Origin of the sequence: Macrococcus lamae (assembly GCF_004359545.1) — a bacterium.
Taxonomy (GTDB): domain Bacteria; phylum Bacillota; class Bacilli; order Staphylococcales; family Staphylococcaceae; genus Macrococcus; species Macrococcus lamae.
Genome location: NZ_SCWB01000015.1, coordinates 54,527 through 77,378 on the forward strand (window position 1 = coordinate 54,527; position 22,852 = coordinate 77,378).

Annotated in this window: 29 protein-coding genes; 9 read left to right on the top strand and 20 right to left on the bottom strand. The window is 38.2% G+C overall.

Annotated features, from left to right (window positions below; genetic code table 11):
- Window positions 1-7 precede the first annotated feature (7 nt).
- From rsmH to bshC, 3 genes are all read right to left on the bottom strand, one after another.
- Window positions 8-943 carry a 16S rRNA (cytosine(1402)-N(4))-methyltransferase RsmH gene (rsmH, locus tag ERX29_RS09020; RefSeq protein WP_133444360.1) on the bottom strand — a complete coding sequence of 312 codons (936 nt, stop codon included), beginning with the start codon at window positions 941-943 and terminating at the stop codon, window positions 8-10.
- A 10-nt stretch (window positions 944-953) separates the two neighbouring features.
- Complete coding sequence (mraZ, locus tag ERX29_RS09025) at window positions 954-1,385, bottom strand: division/cell wall cluster transcriptional repressor MraZ (protein WP_133444361.1); 432 nt, start codon at window positions 1,383-1,385, stop codon at window positions 954-956.
- 158 nt (window positions 1,386-1,543) lie between these two features.
- The gene (bshC, locus tag ERX29_RS09030) at window positions 1,544-3,091 is read right to left on the bottom strand and encodes a bacillithiol biosynthesis cysteine-adding enzyme BshC (RefSeq protein ID WP_133444362.1); all 1,548 of its coding nucleotides are present in this window, start codon (window positions 3,089-3,091) and stop codon (window positions 1,544-1,546) included.
- A 120-nt stretch (window positions 3,092-3,211) separates the two neighbouring features.
- Here bshC and ERX29_RS09035 point away from each other — a divergent pair, with 120 nt between their 5' ends.
- The gene (locus ERX29_RS09035) at window positions 3,212-3,664 is read left to right on the top strand and encodes an N-acetyltransferase (protein WP_133444363.1); all 453 of its coding nucleotides are present in this window, start codon (window positions 3,212-3,214) and stop codon (window positions 3,662-3,664) included.
- 58 nt (window positions 3,665-3,722) lie between these two features.
- Here ERX29_RS09035 and rpmF read toward each other — a convergent pair whose 3' ends face one another.
- Window positions 3,723-3,896 (bottom strand): 50S ribosomal protein L32, encoded by a 174-nt coding sequence (gene rpmF / locus ERX29_RS09040; protein WP_133431044.1) that lies wholly within the window; start codon window positions 3,894-3,896, stop codon window positions 3,723-3,725.
- A 31-nt stretch (window positions 3,897-3,927) separates the two neighbouring features.
- Window positions 3,928-4,440, bottom strand: a complete 513-nt coding sequence (locus ERX29_RS09045; protein ID WP_133444364.1) for a YceD family protein — start codon at window positions 4,438-4,440, stop codon at window positions 3,928-3,930.
- A gap of 122 nt (window positions 4,441-4,562) precedes the next feature.
- Between ERX29_RS09045 and ERX29_RS09050 the strand changes: the two genes are divergently transcribed.
- Window positions 4,563-5,654, top strand: coding sequence for a nucleotidyltransferase (locus ERX29_RS09050; RefSeq protein ID WP_133444365.1), 1,092 nt, complete (start codon window positions 4,563-4,565; stop codon window positions 5,652-5,654).
- Here ERX29_RS09050 and coaD read toward each other — a convergent pair.
- Together coaD and rsmD are read right to left on the bottom strand one after the other, a co-directional pair.
- Window positions 5,642-6,130 carry a pantetheine-phosphate adenylyltransferase gene (gene coaD / locus ERX29_RS09055; protein WP_133444366.1) on the bottom strand — a complete coding sequence of 163 codons (489 nt, stop codon included), beginning with the start codon at window positions 6,128-6,130 and terminating at the stop codon, window positions 5,642-5,644. The two genes, ERX29_RS09050 and coaD, sit on opposite strands and share 13 nt — an antisense overlap.
- Window positions 6,120-6,665 (bottom strand): 16S rRNA (guanine(966)-N(2))-methyltransferase RsmD, encoded by a 546-nt coding sequence (gene rsmD, locus ERX29_RS09060; protein ID WP_133444367.1) that lies wholly within the window; start codon window positions 6,663-6,665, stop codon window positions 6,120-6,122. The genes coaD and rsmD overlap by 11 nt, the downstream gene beginning before the upstream one ends.
- Window positions 6,666-6,703: 38 nt before the next feature.
- On the opposite strand from rsmD, the gene ERX29_RS09065 reads away from it, so the two are divergent.
- Entirely contained in the window at window positions 6,704-7,093 is a 390-nt protein-coding gene (locus tag ERX29_RS09065; RefSeq protein ID WP_133444368.1) for a DUF7147 family protein, read from the top strand.
- On the opposite strand, the gene ERX29_RS09070 is transcribed toward ERX29_RS09065, so the two are convergent.
- Complete coding sequence (locus ERX29_RS09070; RefSeq protein ID WP_133444369.1) at window positions 7,076-7,321, bottom strand: DUF2129 domain-containing protein; 246 nt, start codon at window positions 7,319-7,321, stop codon at window positions 7,076-7,078. The two genes, ERX29_RS09065 and ERX29_RS09070, sit on opposite strands and share 18 nt — an antisense overlap.
- 87 nt (window positions 7,322-7,408) lie before the next feature.
- On the opposite strand from ERX29_RS09070, the gene ERX29_RS09075 reads away from it, so the two are divergent.
- Window positions 7,409-8,326 (top strand): glycerophosphodiester phosphodiesterase family protein, encoded by a 918-nt coding sequence (locus ERX29_RS09075; RefSeq protein ID WP_133444370.1) that lies wholly within the window; start codon window positions 7,409-7,411, stop codon window positions 8,324-8,326.
- A gap of 126 nt (window positions 8,327-8,452) precedes the next feature.
- Here ERX29_RS09075 and ERX29_RS09080 read toward each other — a convergent pair whose 3' ends face one another.
- Window positions 8,453-9,034 (bottom strand): class I SAM-dependent methyltransferase, encoded by a 582-nt coding sequence (locus ERX29_RS09080; protein WP_133444371.1) that lies wholly within the window; start codon window positions 9,032-9,034, stop codon window positions 8,453-8,455.
- Window positions 9,035-9,046: 12 nt separating this feature from the next.
- Window positions 9,047-9,475 (bottom strand): YlbF/YmcA family competence regulator, encoded by a 429-nt coding sequence (locus tag ERX29_RS09085; protein ID WP_133444372.1) that lies wholly within the window; start codon window positions 9,473-9,475, stop codon window positions 9,047-9,049.
- 57 nt (window positions 9,476-9,532) lie between these two features.
- Between ERX29_RS09085 and ERX29_RS09090 the strand changes: the two genes are divergently transcribed.
- Window positions 9,533-10,024 (top strand): PaaI family thioesterase, encoded by a 492-nt coding sequence (locus tag ERX29_RS09090; protein WP_165981123.1) that lies wholly within the window; start codon window positions 9,533-9,535, stop codon window positions 10,022-10,024.
- Here the strand turns inward: ERX29_RS09090 and ERX29_RS09095 are convergent.
- Entirely contained in the window at window positions 9,999-11,063 is a 1,065-nt protein-coding gene (locus tag ERX29_RS09095; RefSeq protein WP_133444374.1) for a CAP-associated domain-containing protein, read from the bottom strand. The genes ERX29_RS09090 and ERX29_RS09095 overlap by 26 nt on opposite strands.
- 123 nt (window positions 11,064-11,186) lie before the next feature.
- Here ERX29_RS09095 and ERX29_RS09100 point away from each other — a divergent pair, with 123 nt between their 5' ends.
- Window positions 11,187-11,546: a YugN family protein gene (locus tag ERX29_RS09100; protein WP_133444375.1), complete on the top strand. Its 360-nt coding sequence runs from the start codon at window positions 11,187-11,189 to the stop codon at window positions 11,544-11,546.
- Window positions 11,547-11,593: 47 nt separating this feature from the next.
- Complete coding sequence (gene ytvI, locus ERX29_RS09105) at window positions 11,594-12,643, top strand: sporulation integral membrane protein YtvI (RefSeq protein ID WP_133444376.1); 1,050 nt, start codon at window positions 11,594-11,596, stop codon at window positions 12,641-12,643.
- Window positions 12,644-12,685: 42 nt separating this feature from the next.
- On the opposite strand, the gene ERX29_RS09110 is transcribed toward ytvI, so the two are convergent.
- The 7 genes from ERX29_RS09110 to cyoE form a co-directional block, all read right to left on the bottom strand.
- The gene (locus ERX29_RS09110) at window positions 12,686-13,147 is read right to left on the bottom strand and encodes a DUF420 domain-containing protein (RefSeq protein ID WP_133444377.1); all 462 of its coding nucleotides are present in this window, start codon (window positions 13,145-13,147) and stop codon (window positions 12,686-12,688) included.
- 8 nt (window positions 13,148-13,155) lie between these two features.
- Window positions 13,156-14,109, bottom strand: coding sequence for a cytochrome c oxidase assembly factor CtaG (ctaG, locus tag ERX29_RS09115; RefSeq protein ID WP_133444378.1), 954 nt, complete (start codon window positions 14,107-14,109; stop codon window positions 13,156-13,158).
- A 130-nt stretch (window positions 14,110-14,239) separates the two neighbouring features.
- A complete protein-coding gene (locus ERX29_RS09120) occupies window positions 14,240-14,683 on the bottom strand; it encodes a cytochrome C oxidase subunit IV family protein (protein ID WP_133444379.1) in 444 nt (147 codons plus the stop codon).
- Window positions 14,683-15,312: a cytochrome c oxidase subunit 3 gene (locus ERX29_RS09125; protein ID WP_133444380.1), complete on the bottom strand. Its 630-nt coding sequence runs from the start codon at window positions 15,310-15,312 to the stop codon at window positions 14,683-14,685. Before ERX29_RS09125 ends, ERX29_RS09120 begins: the two co-directional genes overlap by 1 nt.
- A complete protein-coding gene (gene ctaD / locus ERX29_RS09130) occupies window positions 15,312-17,213 on the bottom strand; it encodes a cytochrome c oxidase subunit I (protein WP_133444381.1) in 1,902 nt (633 codons plus the stop codon). Before ctaD ends, ERX29_RS09125 begins: the two co-directional genes overlap by 1 nt.
- Before the next feature lie 21 nt (window positions 17,214-17,234).
- Entirely contained in the window at window positions 17,235-18,299 is a 1,065-nt protein-coding gene (gene coxB / locus ERX29_RS09135) for a cytochrome c oxidase subunit II (protein ID WP_133444382.1), read from the bottom strand.
- A 31-nt stretch (window positions 18,300-18,330) separates the two neighbouring features.
- Entirely contained in the window at window positions 18,331-19,251 is a 921-nt protein-coding gene (cyoE, locus tag ERX29_RS09140) for a heme o synthase (protein ID WP_133444383.1), read from the bottom strand.
- A 278-nt stretch (window positions 19,252-19,529) separates the two neighbouring features.
- Here cyoE and ERX29_RS09145 point away from each other — a divergent pair, with 278 nt between their 5' ends.
- Complete coding sequence (locus ERX29_RS09145) at window positions 19,530-20,441, top strand: COX15/CtaA family protein (RefSeq protein ID WP_133444387.1); 912 nt, start codon at window positions 19,530-19,532, stop codon at window positions 20,439-20,441.
- A gap of 54 nt (window positions 20,442-20,495) precedes the next feature.
- On the opposite strand, the gene ERX29_RS09150 is transcribed toward ERX29_RS09145, so the two are convergent.
- Both ERX29_RS09150 and ERX29_RS09155 read right to left on the bottom strand, forming a co-directional pair.
- The gene (locus tag ERX29_RS09150) at window positions 20,496-21,689 is read right to left on the bottom strand and encodes an FtsW/RodA/SpoVE family cell cycle protein (protein WP_133444384.1); all 1,194 of its coding nucleotides are present in this window, start codon (window positions 21,687-21,689) and stop codon (window positions 20,496-20,498) included.
- Between the two features lie 55 nt (window positions 21,690-21,744).
- The gene (locus tag ERX29_RS09155) at window positions 21,745-22,017 is read right to left on the bottom strand and encodes an Fpa/YlaN family protein (RefSeq protein WP_133444385.1); all 273 of its coding nucleotides are present in this window, start codon (window positions 22,015-22,017) and stop codon (window positions 21,745-21,747) included.
- A 118-nt stretch (window positions 22,018-22,135) separates the two neighbouring features.
- On the opposite strand from ERX29_RS09155, the gene ERX29_RS09160 reads away from it, so the two are divergent.
- The gene (locus ERX29_RS09160; protein WP_133444388.1) at window positions 22,136-22,612 is read left to right on the top strand and encodes a hypothetical protein; all 477 of its coding nucleotides are present in this window, start codon (window positions 22,136-22,138) and stop codon (window positions 22,610-22,612) included.
- The last annotated feature ends 240 nt before the right edge of the window (window positions 22,613-22,852 follow it).

Consider the following 22,852-nt stretch of genomic DNA (forward strand, 5'->3'; position numbering starts at 1 on the left):
CCCCCCCTTATTTTAATACTTCTGCGACACGAAGCTTTGCACTTCTTGCCCGATTATTCTCTGCCAGTTCTTCAGCTGTTGATTCGACGGCTTTACGATTCACTCGTTTAAGTTTAGGTTGATATTCATCAGGGATAACAGGCAGACCTCTTGGTACTTCCGGCCCTTTTTCATATTCAAGGAAAATCTGTTTACAAATTCGATCTTCGAGTGAGTGAAAGGTTATGACTGAAATTCTGCCCCCTTTTCTCACTGATTGAATAGCTTGCTCAATAGATGCTTCAAAGGCGCCAAGCTCATCGTTAACCGCTATTCGTATCGCTTGAAAAACTCTTTTAGCCGGATGTCCACCCTTACGCCTAGCTGGTGCAGGGATACTATCCTTAATAATATCAACAAGTTCAGTAGTTGTTTCAATGGATTGTTGTTCTCTTGATTTTTCAATGTTTCTTGCAATTTGCTTGGAAAATTTTTCTTCTCCGTAACGGTAAAAGATGCTGACCAGTTTTTCATAAGACCACTCATTGACCACTTCGTAGGCTGAAAGTTTCTGCTGCTGATCCATTCTCATATCAAGTCTTGCTTCTTGATGATAGCTGAAACCTCGTTCTGCATCATCAAGCTGTGGACTTGATACACCTAAGTCATACAGAATACCGTCTACTTTATCAATATTGAGTGAGTCAAGAACTTCCCGCAAATTTCTGAAGTTGTTCTTTACGAGCGTTACTTTATGCATATGGTCCTTTAATACTTCAGCAGCATTTTTGAGTGCCTCATCGTCTTGGTCAATAGCAATCAGACGTCCTGCGTCAGACAACTGTTTGACGAGATAAAGGCTATGTCCCGCACCACCTAATGTACAATCGACATAAATACCATTTTCTTTAATATCAAGCATATCGACTGTCTCTCGCAATAATACGGTGATGTGATGGAACATAATTTCCCTCCTAAAAATCCAGATCAATCAATTCTTCTGCAATTTCTTCATAATGCTCTTCAGTTTCTTCATAGAATGTCTGCCAGTGTGTTCTATCCCATATTTCAATACGTGACGACACACCAATCACTACACATTCCTTTGATAACTCTGCATACTCACGTAGATGAGATGGAATGTTGATTCGTCCCTGCTTGTCTAAATCGACTTCAACCGCTCCGGAAAAAAACATTCTCATGAACTTACGTGCATCTTTTTTAGTAATCGGGAGCGTTTTAAGTTTCTCTTCAATCTTCTGCCATTCATTAAGTGTGTATCCAAAAAGACATTTATCAAGGCCGCGAGTAATTACGAAATGTTCTGATAATTCACCACGGAACTTCGACGGGATAATTATTCGTCCCTTAGTATCCAACTGATGCTGATATTCACCTATGAACATAGTCATCACCCTGCCTTAAATATAATTTACCACATCCCCCCACTTTGTACCACCGAAAATTAAAATTTTCACAATATATTATTTATTTAATATAAAATACAAAAAAGCCCCATTTCGACATTTGACGAAATGGGGTGAAAATACAGTGATAGCATACTTTATAACTTAATGACAACCTGATCATTAGTATACACTAATTGATCACTTAATTTATTAAATATGCAGAAATCCGTTTCGTTGATTAATTGCATTGGGTGCCACGTTCTCTCCTGAAGGCCACTGCGTGGATTGACAGTCAGTTCAATCTCCTTAAAGTGGCGGAGGATCACTTCATTTTTGATTCTGAGTTCACGATGATAGGCAGTTTTGAAATAATCAAGCTGCTGATAATGATGTTTTAAATTGCTGTCAAGAAGCTGTTTAACCTGCGGCGATTCCGCATGCTGCTGCAGTTCATTAAAGCGCCCCGCAAGTTCATGTTCGAGCTGTCGGACCGCATCCAGCAGCTGTTTATTTTCTTCCTGTGTTAAAAACTGCTGCTGCAATGTTTTCATCCCGATCATTAGTATTTCTTGTATTTCCAGGTCATACTGCTCAAGGAGCTTTTGAATACGCTGGTTAACATAAGTCATCCGCATTCTTGGTACAAGAATCGGCATAGGTCGCCCAATATATGAAAATATATCAGCAAGTTCACTCCAGTACTTGATTTCAGAAGGTCCTCCCACAAAAGCAAGTGTGTTGAACATCAGTTCCTGCATAACAGGACGGGTCACTACGTTGTTTGAGAAGAGTTCAGGTTCGCTGTCAATTAACCTCAGTAGTTCTTCACGAGTAAAGGTGTCTTCAGATTTATTCAATTTATACTTTCCTTCTTCGAAGTTCAGCAGCTGCCTTTGATTCTCATACTTCATGAATAAATGAACGTTTGTACCCGTTTCTATCATCTTTTCCTGGCCCGCTTGTACTGATTTTTCCTGACCTGTGACAAATGAATTATGAATTGCTTCATGATACTTCAGCAAGTATTTAAACGTTTCCTTCTCCAGACGACGGAACGACTGATCGTTGCTGTCAATCAGCAGCAGTCCTGAATTTTTGAATAGTTCATGAACTAATTGTTTGAACTGATCGGTCCATCTATTCGGGAGAGATGATAATAACTGATAAATATGCTTAGTCTGTTCAGTTTCTTCCAGAGCTGAAATAAAGTCATTGATTGTATCTTTCTTTTCTTCATCAGTCACAATGAAGTCAGACATAGAGGTTTCAACTTGACGTTTTGTCGCTACTTTAATCTTCTTGAGCGCTACACTGCTCTTATCATATATATAAGCATGGTTTACTTCACTAAAATCATGATCTTCTCCTGCAATCCAGAATACTGGAACAATCGGACGGTTTAGTTGTTCAGACTGCTCTTTCGCCAGAACGATAATTGAAATGATTTTATGTATAGTGTAGAGAGGACTGATAAATAAACCTGCCTGCTGTCCTCCGATGATTACAGGTGCCCCCTGTGACAGTGCTGATAGATTATTCCGCTGATTCTCAGTCATACCGAGCGGTTCCATGTAGCTGGTTATAATGTCCGCAAGCTGCTGCGTATGATGATGAGGATCCAGTGCTGATCGTTCTTTAAACACTTGTTGAGGAAATTCCTCGCCGTAACATTTCTCCTGGTCTTTGACCGTTAGTATCTCCATTGCTGATACTCCTTCACGTTATTCTTTTAATAGTATAATAACTTTAAAGCAATAATACAATGTTCCGGCTTGTTATCATTGATTTTCCATAGGTATAATATGACCAAGGAGTGATTTATTATGACAGAAGTTAAAAAGTTAGAAATCAATTACAAGACAGCAGAGGACTTCAAGAAATTCAGGGAAGTCGGTAATCAGGAATTATTGATGGTCAATGAATTGGAAGGCAATATGATGGATTCCGACATAAACTCTCCGTTCTATGGTATTTATGTCGGAGACAATCTCGCTGCTCGCATGTGCCTGTTCAAGAAAGATGAAGTAAGTAATCCTTATTTTGATGATGCAACAGACTACTTAGTATTATGGAAATTAGAAGTACTAGAAAACTATCAGAAGAAAGGGTATGGCAAGCAGCTAATTGATTACGCAAAATCATATGGACTACCGATTAAGACAGCACCAAGATTACAGGCTGCCCCCTTTTTTGAAAAACAAGGGTTCGTACCGCTGGAATATAATCTGGAACGCGATTTAAACGAAAATGTCTATGTCTGGTATCCACAGAACTGACAGGCAGGAAAGAAATAAAAAAATCTTCTATTCCACAGTGTAGAATAGAAGATTTTAATTATTTAGCTACAACTTCTTTACCGTTATATGCACCACATGATGGGCAAACGCGGTGAGATAATTTCATTTCACCACAGCTTGAACATTCAACCATGCCAGGCACTGAAATTTTGAAGTGTGTACGACGTTTTCTTTTCGCTGTTTTAGACGTTCTTCTTTTAGGTACTGCCATTTTTTTCTCCTCCTCTACTTGAGACTGTTCGTTAAGACTTGCTATCAAGTAAATCTTGCAGTTTCGCAAATCTCGGATCAACTTTAGGTGTATCTTCCTGAGTTAACTGATCCTCATCAACAACTTCCCAGCCATTGCCTTGTGTCAACGACATTTCAACATCGTCTTTAATGACACGGACTGGTTTATTTAATACGACGAGTTCTTCAACGACTGGCTTAATATCAATCAATCCATTAACAATTTCATGTCGATTTAATTCCTCATCAAGATCAAACTCATTCATGTCGAAGATTTCAAGGGATTCAATATGAATCGGCACTTCTACCGGCTCCAGTGTACGGGCACAGCTCATAGTATAGCTGCCAGTGATGATTAGATCAGCATAGACTTCTCTAGTTCTTGTAGTTAACTGCCCTTCTACATGGATAGTGGATAAATCAATCAACTGAAGGTTTTCAATGAGATGCGGGAACTCCAGATCAGTTTCAAAACTAAGCGGCGCATCCTGGTGTTTCCGAAGTTGTGTAATTGACCATTTCATAGGTTTCACCTCTTACAAACACAAAATTTATTTTAACTTTAAATATAGTTATTTGTCAAGATTTTTTCTTAACACTAAATTTGATACAATCATTATTATAAACTTAAAAGGCGGGAATATCAATGAAGTCGGTCGCTATCATTTCCGAATATAACCCGTTTCATAACGGGCATGCTTATCAGGCATCACTCGCACGCGAAATGACTGGAGCAGAAGTTGTCATCGCCATTATGAGCGGGCAATTCATGCAGCGTGGAGAACCAGCACTCATTAACAAATTTATGCGAGCTGAAATGGCATTAGCGTCATGTGATCTTGTCATTGAGCTGCCGCAGTTCTATGCATTAAGTTATGCCAACGATTTTGCAGAAGGGGGAATTGCTGTTGCGAAGCTGCTTCAAGCGACTGCTCTATCATTCGGTGCTGAAGATCCTGATATTGATAAACTGACAGAAGCGGTCACACAGTTAAATGAACCTCATACAGTTGATTCTGGCAAAAGCTATGCCATGATGATGGGAGAAGGACAAAAAGATTATTTTTCTCCCAATAATATTTTAGGGATGCAGTACGTGAAAGCTGCACAAAATAATTATCAAGAATTACAAATATTTCCTGTCAAGCGCATCAGTAACTCTTATCACGATACAGAAATCACTGGGCATATATCGAGTGCGACTGCTATTCGGAACGCCGCTTTACGTCAAGATGATATTCAGCGCGTCGTGCCCCATTCAACTGCGAATATTTTAAGAAATGCGCCACTGGTTCATTGGGAACATTTTTTTAACATCTTAAAATACAAACTGCTCACTACGAGCGAGGAAGAACTTAAGGGTATCTACATGATGACTGAAGGACTTGAATTCAGGCTGAAAAAATTAATTGTAGAGACAGAAACATTCGCTGAATTTATGTCTTTAGTCAAAACTAAGCGATATACTTATACACGGCTTCAGCGGCTGATGTGCTATGTCCTGCTCAATATCTGTCAGGCTGAAAGCTACCCGGTCATCAGCGCTGTCAGAGTTCTCGCTATGAACGATGCAGGTAGGCGCTATTTAAAAGAGCTGCCGCGTGATTGTTATTATACAGAGACTCATAAAAAGAACGCATCGCAGTTTTATCTTGAAATAAAAGCGACGCGTCTTCATAATTTAATGAGCGGCAGTCATATGACAGAATTCAATACACCTGTCATCTATAAGCCCTGATACTTTTTCTTAAGTGCCTCAGCGACTTGTATCGGAACAATATCCGTTACGTTACCGCCGAATTTAGCTACTTCTTTAGCAATACTTGAACTGATGAATGAATATTTGTTATTGGTCATCATATAGAGTGTTTCAATATGATCATTCAGCTTTTTGTTCATGCTGGTCAGCTGCATCTCGTATTCAAAGTCACTGACAGCTCTAAGTCCTCTGACAATCGTTTCTGCGCCAATTTTTTCACAGTAATCAATGAGCAGACCTTCAAAGTAGCCGACATGTACATTATCCAGGTCTTTCGTCACTTCTTCAATCATCTGGACTCTTTCCTGAACTGTGAAAAGACCCGTTTTGTTAGTATTGTGAAGGACTGAGACATGGACTTCATCGAACAGCTTGGCACTGCGAGTAATAATATCTAGATGTCCAAGTGTAATAGGATCGAAACTTCCTGGTACTACTGCTTTTCTAATTGTCATCTGAATTACCTCTTAATATTGTTATTTTAATGGAACCGTAAATCTCTTCCTTAATTAAATCAAAAGACAGGTTATCGATAGTTTCCTCTTTATCACACTCACACATAATTAAACCGTCGTCTGCCAGCAGCTTAAATTCTTCAATCCGCTTCAATGACTGATTTATCAGTCCTTTCCGGTATGGGGGATCCAGAAAAATGATATTAAACTGTATGTCACGTTTACTCAATGCTTTCAGAGCTCTTAATGCATCATTCCGATAAATTTCTGTCGGTTCTGTGATGTGGTCAAGATTTTGCTTGATGGCTTTCACAGCTTCCATACTGCCATCAACGAAAATAACTGAATCCAGACCGCGACTAAGAGCTTCTATTCCAAGTCCACCGCTTCCAGCGAACAGGTCAAGCCCATTACCTGATAATGGTCCTAAAATATTGAAGATGTTTTCTTTTATCTTATCTGTCGTTGGTCTTGATGTCATACCGCGCGCAGCAATAAGTTGTTTTTTCTTGTATTTCCCAGCGATTACTCGCACCTTACCACCTACTTAATCTATTATAAAGGAGTCCCACTATGTCTCAATCTTTCATTACACTCGGAAAAGGGTACAGTGATTTCTTTGAGCTCGAAGAACTGATTGCCTATAATCATGACAGAATCCATAAGATTGTCTGTCTCCATACAACGCTTGAGCAGGAACCGAAGTCGAGCGTGCTGATTATTATGAAACCTACACGTCAAGGAAACTTCCAGGGCATATACTCTATTTTCGAAGCGATTCCCTACCCTTATCCTCATAGTAACAAGCGTTTTGATTTTATCAAATCATGGGCAGCCGGGCAATCTTTAACTGTTCACGAACTAGAAGTCAAAGCGAAGCATCATTTTTATGAAGAAGATCTTTATTATAATTATTTGACCGGTGTGCTGAGATTGCAGCGCCTTTTACCCCCGATGCACTGATTCATATTGCCGCTCTAATGTATTATAAGGTGATACTTGAACATCTACCACATATTTAAGTTTTATCAGTTGTTCAAGTATGTCTTCAGTCTTATCATGATCAATATATATGGATAGCCATTTGTCTTTTTTGTTTGAATAGACAATATGACCGAATTTTCTTATTTGACGTTCATGTTTCGAACTTTTTAAATAAACGATTAAATTTGTTCTCTCAATTAAATTCATCATATAACCTCGTCTCACTGTTTCTTTAATAGTATCATTATCTCTGTTAAAATATAAAGTAGCAAAAATATCGAAGGAGGCACTCACTTGAATAAAAAGAGAACAATCACCGCATTAGCTTTAGTAACTGCATACGTAGGATCTATTGCTGCAACTAAAGCAATGATCAAACCTGAAAAAAGAAAAATCAAGCCTTACTTCAACAGCCGGTCGCCTTATATCTTTGCACACCGCGGCGGCATGCATCTTGCTCCAGAAAATACGATGGCAGCATTCAAGGAAGCAAAAGCGTTCCAGGTAGATGGATTTGAAATCGATATCCGCCTGACTAAGGACGAAGAAATTGTGGTCTTCCATGATGCGTATGTGGATCGTGTGTCTAATGGCACTGGGAAAGTCATCAATCATACACTTGAGGAATTACATGCACTTGATTTCGGCTATCATTTTAAGGACGTTCACGGAGAATATATCTTCCGTGGTCATCCAGATGCTAAAATCGTCACATTACAGGAGCTGATCCAGACATTTCCAGGTATGAGAATCAATATTGATATAAAAGATGCTCCTGGTACATCAGCCGGAAAACTTATTCCTTCTCTTCTCTATCGATTGATCCATCAATTAAAGGCATTCGATAATGTGCTTGTGACAAGCTTTTATGATGTACAGGTGAAGCGTTTTAATATTTACGGAGAAGACCGCATTGCAACTGGTGCAAGCCGAAAGGAGGCAGCGAAAACTTATTTACTGTTCAATACTGGATTTGGTCATGTCTATCAGCCAAAGGTTGATACTTTTCAGATTCCAGCGGTATATAAAGGCATTCGTCTTGATAAAGATCATTTTATCAACTATTTACAGAAGTATAACCTGGCTGTAGGTTACTGGGTTATTAACACTATAGATGAGATGGATGAATTACTCGCTAAAGGCGCTCATACAATCGTCACCGATAGACCGGATCTTGCTTATCATCTGATCAGAGACAAATATCGCAAATGAATATTGAAATAAAAGTGCACCTTAAGAAACCGAAGCGTTATGTTTCGTTTTCCTAAAGTGCCTTTTTTATAGAAATTAATATGAGTCCCTGGCATTTAATAATAACAGAATAGCAACATTACTTATCTATACAAACTTTTTATCTTCTAGAGCTTTCAGCTCGTAAATAGTGATGAACTTAAGATGATGCCTGCCTGCTATATACAGCCCATTTGATTCTATGACTTCAGCCGGTGAAAGTCTATTCCGGTCGTATAGATAAATCATTCCATTCTTCTTCAGCACCCGCTTAAGTTCAGCTACTATTTCACTCTGATGAAATAAAGTGTGAAAAGGAACCGCTACTATCGCATAATGAAACTTTTTATTTTTATATGGAATTACTTGAGGTTGAAGGAACTTGTATGAAAAATGCGGATAGAGATGAATAGCTGTCTGCATAAGTGCAGGTGACTGGTCAACATAGTAACCTTTAATGACCATGTTCTGATCAATTTCGCTAAGCAGCCGCCCATGATGACAGCCCACACAGATGATTTTAGACATTGCTGTAAAAGAATGGTGATGGATGAGCCATTGTTCAAATTGATGAATCAACAAATAATGAACAGCCTGCAGCCGATAAACTTTTTGATTCGGCTGATTAAAGAAAGCATTACGCTCTCGCCATTTTCTCCTCAGTTTATCCTGAATCTTCTCCTCTTTCATACATTCCGCTCCTTATGCCGAACATGAACAGCCACCGCTGCACTGATGGTCTGCTGTAAAGAATGGATTTCCTCTGTCAACTTTAATATCGCTTGAGATCGCATTAGATACGATGACAATCACTTCATCCAGCAATGACTGAAGCACCGTTTCCGACTGCTTAGCTGCGGCTACTAACGGATGCATCTCATAATCTTTCTTGGCACGTCTCGTCTTAAGCATGACTTCCATATAATCTGGATGATATCTTCCGAAACGCATGACTTCATCATACTGTTCCTTCATCTTGACAAAGTCTTTTCTTAATTTTTCTACTTCTGAATTGCTTTGCATTCGTTGCATATTATTCTTATAATTAACATAACTTTCACTGTTGATAATCATGTGGTTAATGCCGTCAGCATGATCCATCAGTTCAAAGATAGCATCATCATATACCATATGTCACACCCCTTCTTGTTACAGCAAAAATTATACCACAAACTTAAGGAGCATCCTATGAGCGATATAAAACAATCAATTGAATCCCGCATACGAGATATTATAGCTAGAAATAACGAGGAAGAATTGTCTGCTGTGTCGACACTGTTGTCCCATTTTGATGGTCAACCAACTGATACATGGATGAAAAAAATCTATCCTTTTGACATGACGTTCTCAGAAAATAGCGGCTTTCTCAAAGTCGATCGTACTCAGCTCATGAATAACAGTATCGGAATACTGCATGGCGGAATATTAATGCTAATTGCTGATACATTAATGGGAACACTGTGCAATGAAGTGATTCCTGAAGGCAAGCGCGTTGTAACCCATGAAATGAATACATATTTCACTAAAAAAGGCACAGGCAGAATTATTTCTGCTCGTGCCGATATCATAAAGAAAGGTACTACAACCTTTTTAGCGACTTGTCATATTTATAGTGATGATGAATTAATAGGTTACGCGACAGGAAGTTTCTTCCTTATTGATTTTCCGAACGTTCGATAAAGACAAGTGACGTGTACCCCCCGGAAATACCACCGCCCATCTCATTGAACTTGTTATTTAAGAGCTGCTCTCTGTGCTGATCTGAATTCAACCAGCTATTGATTAAGCTCGGAACATCTTCAAAGTTATAGGCGATGTTCTGCGCAAAATCCTTGTATTTGATATGTTCTTCTTTCAGCTGTCTGCCAATATCATTCTCAACCTGCGTCACTACTGTTTTATTATCGCGGCTAAGTTTTGCTACTTGGAACTGAGCTGTATGATTGATAAGTTCATTCGTGGCAAGTGGTTTTCTGCCATTTATTTCACGCATAATATTTGTCAGTTCAAACATTGTCAGCACATTGTTAGAATTAATGGATACTTCGTCAATCGTATGATCCAGCTGCTCAGGTGTCCGTTCAATGTTTTCACCATTGTAGCTCATCGCATAAGGCTGCATCTCTACAAGCACAGGACCAGTCATATATTTAACAGCCATTACTTTATTTGATAGTCTATCGACAAATACTTGCGTATATGTGGTTCCATACTGCAGCAGCAACTGTGTCTTGATATCCACTTCAGAGAGTTCGAACTGATATTTACCTTTAGAAGTAGTGACGACAGGCTCTGTGTTGATCGTCGTCCCGGAAAATATTTGAGCTGCGTCGGCTGTCACTTTAAATGGAAATGTATCGGCCGATTTTCCGGTGGCATAAACCATGACAATCTTTCTATGCTGGACACCAAGAATATAGTATTGATTTTTAAACTGATAAATATAATTTTCATAAGTATATTTTGATGGATAAATGCGTTTAGGAAATCCGTATTTCTTAGTAAACGCTCCGATATCTCTGCCGATATAAGTACCTATTCCTTTAGTCAGCTTAGGATTTGCCGGTTGTGACATGTCATCTTCAATCTGCTCTGTCGGTCTCGATTCTTTCTTAGGATTTTCAAGCACATCAAATTTTAATGATGGAGAGTAGAATAAATAGAAGAGAAATGTTCCTGCTAATAAAACGGCCAGTAATTTAATCAAAATATTTTTCATATATGCCTCCTGGCCTTTTTATCATTATATTATACAATATTTACACAGAAAAAAATATCTGATTGCAAGCTAACGCATTTTGTCATAAAATGAGAAGTGAGCATAACGAGGGAGGACTATTCAATGGTATTTGAAAACTCAGGAATTGAAAATATAGTTGCTGAACAAACGTTGATTCAGCATGTAATGAATAAACATGGTTTTAACCTTGGCGGTCATTGGGATTATGAACGTGTCACATATGATTTAAAGTATCAGATCGAAGAAGGGGTTTATTACCTTCGTATCCCAGGATATGCTGTTGATGGTGATGTAGGCGCAAGAAATGCAACACTACAGATGATGGACCCGTACTTAGGTAAACACTACTATCCAACAGGTATTGAATACGGAGAAGATGAATACTTCCCTGAAGCAATGGTAGAACATTGTAAACGTACAGTAATGAACGTAAGTAACGACCTTCGTTCACTACTTGCTTAAGACGTGGAATACCACGTCTTTTTTATTATTCTTTTTGAGGTGCTGTTATGTTTAAGAAATGGATTACGAAACGCACACTAACCATCACTCTTATCGCTGTATTAGTGATACTTTTTGTTTATTTTATTTTACCGATCTCTATTCCGCTTATTATAGCGCTGCTGCTTGCTCTGATGATTGAACCGCTGATTAAACGGCTGGAAGGTAAGATGGGCAGCCGTAAATGGAGTGTCACAGCAATTTATTCGTTGATTTTAGGTCTATTGTTATTATTTGGTTACTTTTTTCTGACAAAACTAATCGAAAATATCATTCAGTTTGCTGCTGACCTTCCTGACAAAATGAATGGTCTGATCGATGCGTGGTCGAAAATTGAGGCGCGCATCAATACAGTATTGCCGGATAGTGTGACCACTACAATTAACGATGAAGTTCAGAAATTTCTATTGTCGATGCGAGACAGCATCATCAATTATTTTAATGTTGAAAATATTACGCTTTTCATTGCGGCATTACCAGAACTACTTATTTCAGGTCTTGTTTTTCTAGTAGCGTTATTCTTATTTATGCTGGAAATACCAAAAATCAAACAGTTTATCAGAAATCATATGTATGACAGTACTTATCAGAAGTCATTATTCGTCTGGCAGCGAATATCGGGGTCAATCTTCGGAATGATTCGTGCTGCATTTATCCTGTCGTTCATCACGTGGGTATTTACTTTTATCGGCTTATTGTTTATCACACCTGAAAATGCAATGATTATGAGTCTAGTCATCTGTGTAGTTGATCTGCTTCCTATTCTCGGGGCTACAGGGATCACAATTCCATGGGCGATTTACGCCTATATTACAGGTGATCATTTCATGGCAATGAAGTTATTATTACTATCGATATTTCTGCTTGTTCAGAGAAAAGTTCTTGAGCCGAAAATTATGGGTAATGGTGTAGGTCTTAGTCCTCTGCCAACATTGATAGCGATGTATATCGGTCTTAAATTAATAGGTTTCATCGGCTTTTTTGTAGGACCTATTGTACTTATTCTCATACTGACATTATTTGAATCAGGAGCAATCAAAACGAATTTTAAAATCTAAAAAAGCTTTGACGATACATTTTCAGTATCAGTCAAAGCCTTTTTAATGTCCTAATATAGCTTTAAAGACAGAAGTTGTTTCTCCACCGTGGTAGAAGACGTATAGCAGCAAATAAACTGCTACACCTGTAATTGCCGTAAAAAACCAGATTACTGATGTAATTGGTCCTATCTTTCTATGAAACTTAAGTTTACCTTTAAGTCCTGACCATATATTGATGATTCCCATGATGCCACCAATCGTTGCCAGATTGATATGAAAGATAAGAAAAATCGTATAGTAGATTTTTAGACTGTCAGGTCCTCCAAAAGATGTATTTCCAATAAACACAGTCCGTGTAGCATAAATAATGAAAAACGTCAGTGCGCAGACTCCTGCAATTAACATAGTCTTCTTGTGTCTATCAATATTACCTTTAGCAATTTGATACCAGCCGATAGCAACAAAGATAGCACTTAGCACAATAAATGATGTACTGATTGTCGGTAAAATTGGTAAGTTCATAAGTTCTCCTATCTGAATTGATTAAAATAAGCCTGTTCCTGCTGGCGTCTTTCCAGACTTTTCAGTGTCGTTGCTTCTTCATCATTTCCCTCACTCTGCTTCCAATTAAAGAATACATAGAATAGCATAATTGCAAAGAAAATTTCCTGAAGTACTTTCATAATAACGCCACCTGTCTGCTGGTCTTCAAGCGAGGACATATTGGTGAAGTATTGCGGTCCTGAAATACCACTCGATGCAAGGACATTATTAAGTGTCCCTGATGGTACACAAAGACTCATCGCATTGACCCACGCTTCAGGGTCAGTATATGTGTGATACATCGGATGCTGGGCAAAGATAATTAAGCCGCATGACGGCGTTAAAAGCACCCCAATCATAAAGATATATAACATTTTTTGCAGCCCGGAAATTTGCTTGACTGGCAGCGGCGTCCGATTAAATACTGGAAACCACATAGCGAATGCAGTGATAAACAAAATAACAGTGAAAACAGCATGCAGCAGAGCGTTCGTTTTTAAGAAATCAAGAACAACAGGCAAATGATAAATACTAAACAGCCCGTTAAATAAAATAAGTGCAAGAATAGGTCTTGAAATCGAACTAAAAACTGATCTAATAACCGGCAATGTAATGAAATAGTCAATAAAATAACTTGGAATCGCAAAATACAGCATTGGAACGACTAACAAATAAAGACAAGCCATCTGCAGCATATGGAAACTGAAAACAATATGACTAAGCAGATCAATCGGTCCGCCTTTAAGCAGGTAGATTAATAACATAGCAACTATGAATAAGATGACTTCCGATCTTTTAACTGGTCTGTTACCTGGAATACTGTATCTCCATTTAGTAACACCCAGAAAATAAATAACTGATATAAAAATAATAGCAAGCAGGAAATAAGGACTCCAGTTTGCCAGAAAGCCAAAAACTGAAATTGAGCTTATACGCCCCATCTTCATCACTCCATAAAATATTCTTACTTTATTATATACGATTGTCTTTGTTAGATAATCTCATAATAACGAAAATTCTATGTCGATTTAAAAAACACCGCTGACTGTTAAGTTCAGCGATGTTTCACTATTATTTAAGTGGAGAACCCAACCACACTAAATAGAGTGCAGTTACAACAAAGGTTAATGCCAGGAAGAATCCAAATAACATAAATATTTTAGCGATATCATGTCCTTTATGCTTCATATGCATGAAATAGAAGAATTGAAGGATGACCTGGATTAAAGCTAACAAAGAAATGACAGGGATAACAAAATCTCTATGCAGACCTCCTGCTACCATTGCAAACGCAATGAAAGTAAGAAAAATCATTACTGCGAATGTTGTAACCTGCATTCTCATTTCTTCTGTTCTAACGCGTTTCTCGTACTCGAATCTTGTACGATTAAAAGCGGGTGCATGAGAGTGAGATACTGTGTCTTGATGTGATTCCACAGTGTCAACATCTCTTACCTTGACATGTTCTGTCACTTGCTGCTCGTTGATTACTCGTTTGTTATCGTAATTTGACATTATCCTAACACCCCTAACAAGTAAACTACTGTAAAGATGAATACCCAAACAACATCAATGAAATGCCAGTATAATGAAACAGTGTTGAACTTTGCAGCATTATATACAGAAAGTCCACGAGCGTTATTTCTGACTACTAGTAAAGTCATCCATACTAGACCAATTAAGACGTGGGCACCGTGAGTACCTACTAAGAAGTAAAACGCGCTACCAAATGAACTTGATCTAAATGTATGACCTTGGTGAACATATTCAACAAATTCATAAATTTCTAAAGCCAGGAAACCAAGTCCTAGGAGAATGGTAATAATAAACCACAATTTCATTTTACCGAAGTTGTAATTTTTCATATGATAAATTGCATAAACACTTGTTAATGATGAAGTTAATAGCAACATTGTCATTACAAACGCTAATGGCAAATGAAATAATTCTTTAGCTAATAAGTGATCCTGACTAGGAACATGATCTTTTAATGCCAGATAAGTGGCAAACAATGAAGCAAACAAAGCCGTTTCTCCACCTAGGAATACCCAGAAACCTGTAAGCTTATTTTTACCTTCCATCGAAGCAGTTTCCGGATGGCTCGGCCATCTTTCAGCTGTCATCTGTTCTTCTACATGAGCCATTATTTCACACCTCTTTCATACTCAATTAACTCTTCTTTAGAGATATGGTAACCATGATCATCTTTAAGAGAACGAGCAATCATTCCGCCTGCTGTTATCGCAAGACCAAGACCAAGGACGAAAGGTGCCCATGGTTGAACTGGTAAATCTTTTACTGCGTCAATTGCCCAATCTTTACCATCAGCAAAGTAAAGTGCACCAAAAGCTGCTACAAATAATCCTAATGATTGAATAAATGGAATAAAAGAATTGTTAGGCATGTGAATCTCACCTAAAGATTCAGCTGGCAGAATTTTACCATCGCCTTTAGTTTTTTCAAGCCAAAATGCATCTAATCCGCGAACTAAAGGAGTTTGTGCAAAGTTATAGAATGGGACTGGCTGTGGTAATGACCACTCAAGTGTGCGTCCATCTCCCCATGCATCGCGTCCAACTCTTGGCGCTTTAGCAAATGTCATAATCACATTAATTACTGTAAGAATAACAGCTGCCGCCATCGTGAAAGCACCAATTGTAGAAATCAAGTTAAATAAATCGTATCCTTGACCCGGCAAATATGTGAAAACACGTCTTGGCATACCCCAAAGTCCTAGGAAATGCTGCACTAAGAATGTTAAATGGAAACCTGTAAAGAATAATACAAATGCAATTTTACCTAATTTATCGCTCAGCATTTTACCGAACATTAATGGCCAGTAGAAGTGAAGACCCGCCAGCAGTGCAAATACGACCCCACCAACAATAACATAATGGAAATGCGCTACGATAAAGTAAGAATCATGGAACTGGTAATCCGCTGGAGCAGACGCCTGCATAACACCTGTTACCCCACCCATTACAAATGAAGGAATAAATGCAAGTGCATAAAGCATAGGCGTTGTAAATTCAACGCTACCACCCCACACAGTTAATAACCAGTTGAATACTTTAACACCAGTCGGTACAGCAATAGCCATAGTTGCTACAGCAAATATTGCGTTTGCAGTTGGTCCAAGACCTACAGTAAACATATGGTGAGCCCATACCATAAACCCTAAGAAACCGATTAATACAGTTGCAAATACCATTGCAGAGTAACCGAACAGTCTTTTACGTGAGAAAGTCGGAATAATCTCTGAGAAAATACCGAATGCCGGCAAGATTAAAATGTAAACTTCCGGGTGACCAAAGATCCAGAATAAATGTTCCCAAATAATCGTATTACCACCTTGAGAAACAATAAAGAATCCAGTTCCGAACATTCTGTCAAAGATTAATAGGAATAATCCAATCGTTAATGGAGGGAATGCGAAGACAATCAGTGCACTGGCAACGAATGTTGTCCAAGTGAATAATGGCATACGCATATAAGTCATACCTGGTGCTCTCATATTGACGATAGTAACAAGGAAGTTGATACCAGCGATCAATGTACCTGCACCGGAAATCTGTAGACCTAAGGCATAGAAGTCAATACCATGGCCTGCTGATGCAAGAGATAATGAAGCGTAAGATGTCCAGCCGGCATCAGGAGCTCCTCCTAAAATCCATGATAGATTCAGAAAAATCCCTCCGAAGAAGAACAGCCAGAATCCCAATGCATTTAAGAACGGAAATGCTACGTCACGTGCACCAATCTGTAGTGGTACAACGGCATTCATAAATGCGAACAACAAAGGCATTGCTGCCAGGAAAATCATTGTAGTACCGTGCATCGTAAGAACCTGATTATATAGACCAGCAGACATGAAGTCATTTTCAGGTACTGCAAGCTGAATCCGGATGAACATCGCTTCCAGACCACCCATAGCGAAGAACAGACCACCCATGATTAAATACAATATCGCAATTTTTTTATGGTCAACAGTTGTAAGATATTCCTTTATTGTTGACCCAAATCCTTTTTTAGCCTGTGTAGACAATTGTGTAACCTCCCTTTAAACTTAGTTTCCGACTTTACGTTCCATTAAGTATTTCGCTAATGCATCGATATCGCTATCAGAAACTTTATACTGCCCAGCCATTTTGTTGCCTGGTTTAACACTGTCAGGATCTTTAATCCACTTTTTCAGGTTTTCTTCATTGTGATCAAGAACACCGGCGATTCTCGTTCTTTCACCGAAGTTTGTTAAGTTAGGTCCTTTAGCACCTTTACCTGTCGGTGTTACCGCATGACAGCCGATACAAGATTGCTGGAAGACTTTCTCTCCATCTTTAGCATCACTGCTTGATGCCACAGGTTTCTTAACTGCCTGCATATCACTGATCCATTTATCAAATTCGCTTTGTGGTAAAGCTTTTACTTTGAAATCCATATATGCGTGAGAAGGCCCACATAACTCAGTACATTTTCCGTAAAATACATTTTTTGCATCTTTTGCTTTTTTATCATCAAAGATCAAATAAAATTTATTGATATTTTCTACGTTAGTATCTAATTTCCCGCCAACAGCTGGAATCCAGAACGAGTGTTTAACATCTGAAGAATGCAGACGGAAATAGACTTTTTTATCAGTTGGTACAACAAGTTCCTGTGAAGTTACAATCTTTTGATTAGGATATTCGAACTCCCACCAATATTGATTAGCTGTAACATTAACAATCATTTGCTTATTTTCACCTTTTGAATCTACTTTATCCATTGCTCTTACATCAGCAAGTTTAAAAGTAAGTAAAACAGTAGGAATCGCAAGAATAATTAACAAGATGATAGGAAAGAGCGTCCAGATCACTTCAAGTTTCGCGTTGCCATGCACTTGTTTCGGCATGAAATTTTCCCCAAGTTTACTACGTCTGCTTTTCATAATAGCTATGACGAAAATAACTACTACTACTAAAATTACAAATAGCATGATGTAGATAGACAACATCATCAGATTGAATTGTTCCTTCGCAACTTCACCTGCTGGACGAAGTGTCGATAAATATGGTTTGCCACAACCAGCCAGCGTCATTACCAGCACAAAAAACAGGCTAAACAATTTTAGGTTCTTTAAATTGTTTTTCATTAAAATAAACCCCTCTTTCACTCATTCTTAATTAAATCATTTGAACTAAAGTAACTAACACTATCATAACAAAAAAGAGCATTAAATAGTTTAAAGAATAAATAAACATTTTCATAGCCCATTTCTCTTCATTCAACCCTTTTGAGAACCCAGTCAAAGCAAGGGCTAACCAGCCAATATTAAGGAGAGAAGCAAGCACTATAAAAACAGTTCCAAGCTCTGTCATCAAAAAGGGAGTCGGTAATAAAACCACTATCCAGAATAACATCCCTAAACGTGTGCGATTAAAACCTTTGACCGTCGGCAGCATCGGTATGCCAGCTAGACGATATTCTTCTTTACGCTTAATAGCAAGTGCATAGAAATGAGCAGGTTGCCATGCAAACATAATAATAAACAGCATCCACGCAATGTTCGATAACTTAGGATCGATACAAGCCCAGCCGATTAAAGGCGGGACAGCTCCTGGGAAGCTCCCTATTACAGTATTTGACACTAAATGACGTTTAGACCAGACTGAATAAAGGACAACATACCCAAAAATACCAAGAAATCCGATAATACCTGTTGTGATATTGATCATGAACAGCATGATTTCACCAGAAATAATAAGAAGCATTGCTAGTTTCAGAATACTGGTTCCTTCGATTTTTCCAGTAACACTTGGTCTGTTCATTTTACTCGGCATTAAAGCATCGATATCCTGGTCATAAAAGTTATTTAATGCACAACTCCCTCCCATAATCAAAATCGACCCTAAAATCATTGTGATCAGTTCAGGAACACTATTTAGAAATGATTGATTAGTCATGATGATAGCCAGCCAGGCAGCAGCGAAAGTCGGAATCAGATTACCTTGCACGAGTCCCAGTTTAATAATAGCTTTAATGTCTTTAATTGTTAACTTCTCATCAGCTACTCTCACGTTTCTGATGATTGATTCATTTTGCATTTCCACCCTCCTTTAGTACCACTGACGCATATAATAACAATAATAAATCAAAAACCTTACATTTTCTATACTATTTAGCATAAATTTATGACATTTCCGTATAAAATCACTGTAATTAAAGTTCATTGATGTGACACATTTACAGATGATAATGACTGTTATACTATTATTTAAGTGTACATGTGGTTATTCTTCTTGATTCTCTTTTATTCTACCATATGTATTTATAAGTTATAACTTGAATTTCAATGATTGTGATGATTATAGAGGTGAATTTAGTGTTAAAAGAAAAGAATTTAAAATGGCTGTCAGTATTTACTACGATACTGATGCTATTTGTACAAATAGGCGGGGCGCTTGTCACAAAAACCGGCTCTGCTGATGGGTGCGGTAAAACCTGGCCGTTATGCCATGGTCAGTTTGTACCGACTCAAATTCCTAAGGAGACATTGATTGAACTCGCTCATAGAGGTGTATCAGGGCTTGCATTAATTTCTGTCACATGGCTTGTTGTTTTAAGTATTAAATATATCGGTCATAAAAGAGAGACAAAGTTCCTCTGCTTCATGAGTCTCGCTTTTATATTTGCTCAAGCTTTGATTGGTGCGGCAGCTGTCATGTGGCAGCAGAATGACTTCATACTGGCACTTCACTTCGGTATTTCATTGATCAGTTTCAGTTCAGTCTTTTTGCTGACTCTGCTCATATTCGAAGTTGATCAGAAGTTTGAAGCGACGCAGATTATTATTAAAAACCATTTGAGATATCATACGATTGCTATTACATGCTTCATCTATATCGTTATTTATAGCGGCGCATTAGTAAGACATGCACAAGCGAGTCTTGCCTGTCTTAGCTGGCCATTATGTACTAAAAGTACGTTCGCCATTCCAGTCAATTTCTATGAGTGGGTGCAGATGAGCCACCGGACACTTGCTGGAATGCTGTTTTTCTGGCTGCTCTATCTGTTTATTCACGCTGTCCGTAATTATCAGCAATATCGCGTGATCAAGTACGGCTATACTGTAGCATTTATTCTTGTTTGTCTTCAAGTGACAACTGGTGCATTGAGTGTGATGACATTGCTGAACTTAAATATCGCATTAATGCATGCACTATTTATTACATTATTGTTCGGACTCTTATGTTACTTCATATTACTAATTTCTAGAGCAAAACTAAGAAACTAATAATCAAATACCCGTTGCCTCAATGAGACAACGGGTATTTTTGTTATCAATAATTTAATCCTGTTCTGCTTCCTGCTTGACGTGCTTTGATGCCATAAGCAGAAGACCAACAGCTATCGATAGACTCAGCATACTGGAACCGCCGTAACTGAGAAAAGGAAGTGGCACTCCTGTGAGTGGAATAAGTCCGGATACACCGGCCATATTGATGAATGTTTGTATACCAATATAACTTGCAACACCGACACAGATCAGTTTATAAAATAATGAATTCGCAAGTGCCGCGTATAGAAATCCTTTATAAACAATGAAGAATAACAGAAAAATGACAATGAGTACACCCACTAATCCGAGTTCTTCTGAAATAACTGCAAAGATAAAATCGGTATGCGGCTCAGGCAGATAACCAAGTTTCATAATACCATTACCGAGACCGCGTCCAAACAGTCCTCCGTTTCCGATAGCAAGCAGTGAATTAGACAACTGATAACCAATTCCACTTTCATCTTTAAATGGATTCTGCAGTGCTTCAAATCGCTGTGACTGGTGTTTAAGTAGAAAATTCCCAGTAAATAAATATGTACCCAGCATAATCAATCCAGCTGCGCTACCGACAATTCCGGCCATAATCAACATAGGTTTAAATGCAATACCAGCATATAAAAAGATGCAGGCAATAATCATCATGATAAGCAGCATTGAACCAAAGTCAGGCTGTAACAGAACAAGACCGGTACATAATCCGATAAGAATTAAGGGAGCTAGTAAATCCACGCTCATTCTACTCAAGTTCTTCTTTTTATCATATATATATGCAAGGTAAATAATCGTCACTATCTTTAGGAATTCTGAAGGCTGGAGACTCATAACACCTAAATTAAGCCAGCTCTTTGCTCCATTGACTTCCTTACCAGCAATCAAAGTCAGCAGCAGTACAAACAGCATCATAAAAATTGTGATCTGCTGTACCCGTTTATTTTTAATAATATTGATGTGCATAAAGTATGCCATAAAAAAGACGATGCCAAATCCTAAAATAACAGCAAACAACTGTCTGACATAAAAGTATGTCGAACTGACGGCACCATTTCCACCTGTCAGCATCCCTCTCGGACCGGCCACCATACTTGCACTATAAATCATCACTAAGCCGATTAAACATAAGACGACATAAGATATCAATAACGTGAAATCGACATATTTCGAGTATATTCTGATATAATCAATAAATCTTTTTAACTGATGCATCAATTTAACCACTCAATTCTAATAAAAAATAGTCTAAAGCTATGGCTCTAGACTTCTATACATTCGTAAAAGCATCATGCAGCTTGGATAGTTCTTTCTCCAGACTTGATAACAGCACTTTTCCTACTTCTCTATCAATAAGACCCACTTTGACTGCAAAATCTACTTCGCGACTCAAGCCAAACATCTGGGTATCCAGTACTTCTTCATATAATGGACACTGGGGCATCGTTAAATTATCCATTTGGACTTTAATCAATTGCAGGATTTTATCTGCATCTTGATGCAGCTGGTCATATGCCTGTTGTTTGTAGTTCACTTCCTGCATAGACATACACCCCCATTTATCATTCTATAATATAAAATTCTATATGAGCAACCGCTAAAAATCAAGCATAATTGTACCTCCAGTATGATAGAATGACAATGAAGGAGTGAATCAAATGATTATTCAAATTCAAGGAAATGTTAAATTCCCTATCACGTTAGATCCATCTACATGGATATTTGATGATAGAAAAGTCACTATTGAAGAAATGGAACAGGGACAGAAGTCGGGTTTGAAATCGATTAAGTTCAAAGATAATCGTGAATGGAACCGTGATATTCTTGAGGGTGCTTCTAAACCACCGACATTGAATTCTGAAAAGAAATTCAAGAAGCAGGCTTTACTCGAAGGGACTTTTGTCATTAATATGGAGCCATTCATCGTGAATGCAGAACCAGGAGATAACGCTTCTGTGATCGCTTTATCAAATGAGGATTCGACTGAAGAGATCGCCTTAAGTGATTTAACGGATCTCTACTTCCAATTTTCAAAAGAAGGCAAACGTCTTTACGAAGACGGAATGGTCGATGCGTTTGTCTATCGCGATGGTTACAAACAGCGAATCAACCATGTTACGTCAATTGAAGTTAAATAATCTTTATAGCAAAAGGAGATCTCAAACGAGATCTCCTCAGACTGTAGACAAAGTCTCCTTAGGAGATGTTGTCTGCAGTCTTTTTTTGTTAAAATATAAGAAATAAATTCAGCAGGTGATTGTATTGATAAAGATGTCTAATCATGAGTTTACAAAACAAAAACGAAATCAACTTGAAATGTATAGTCTGGAAGACCTTGTGCCACAGAATCATTTACTTCGAAAAGTTGATCAGGTCTT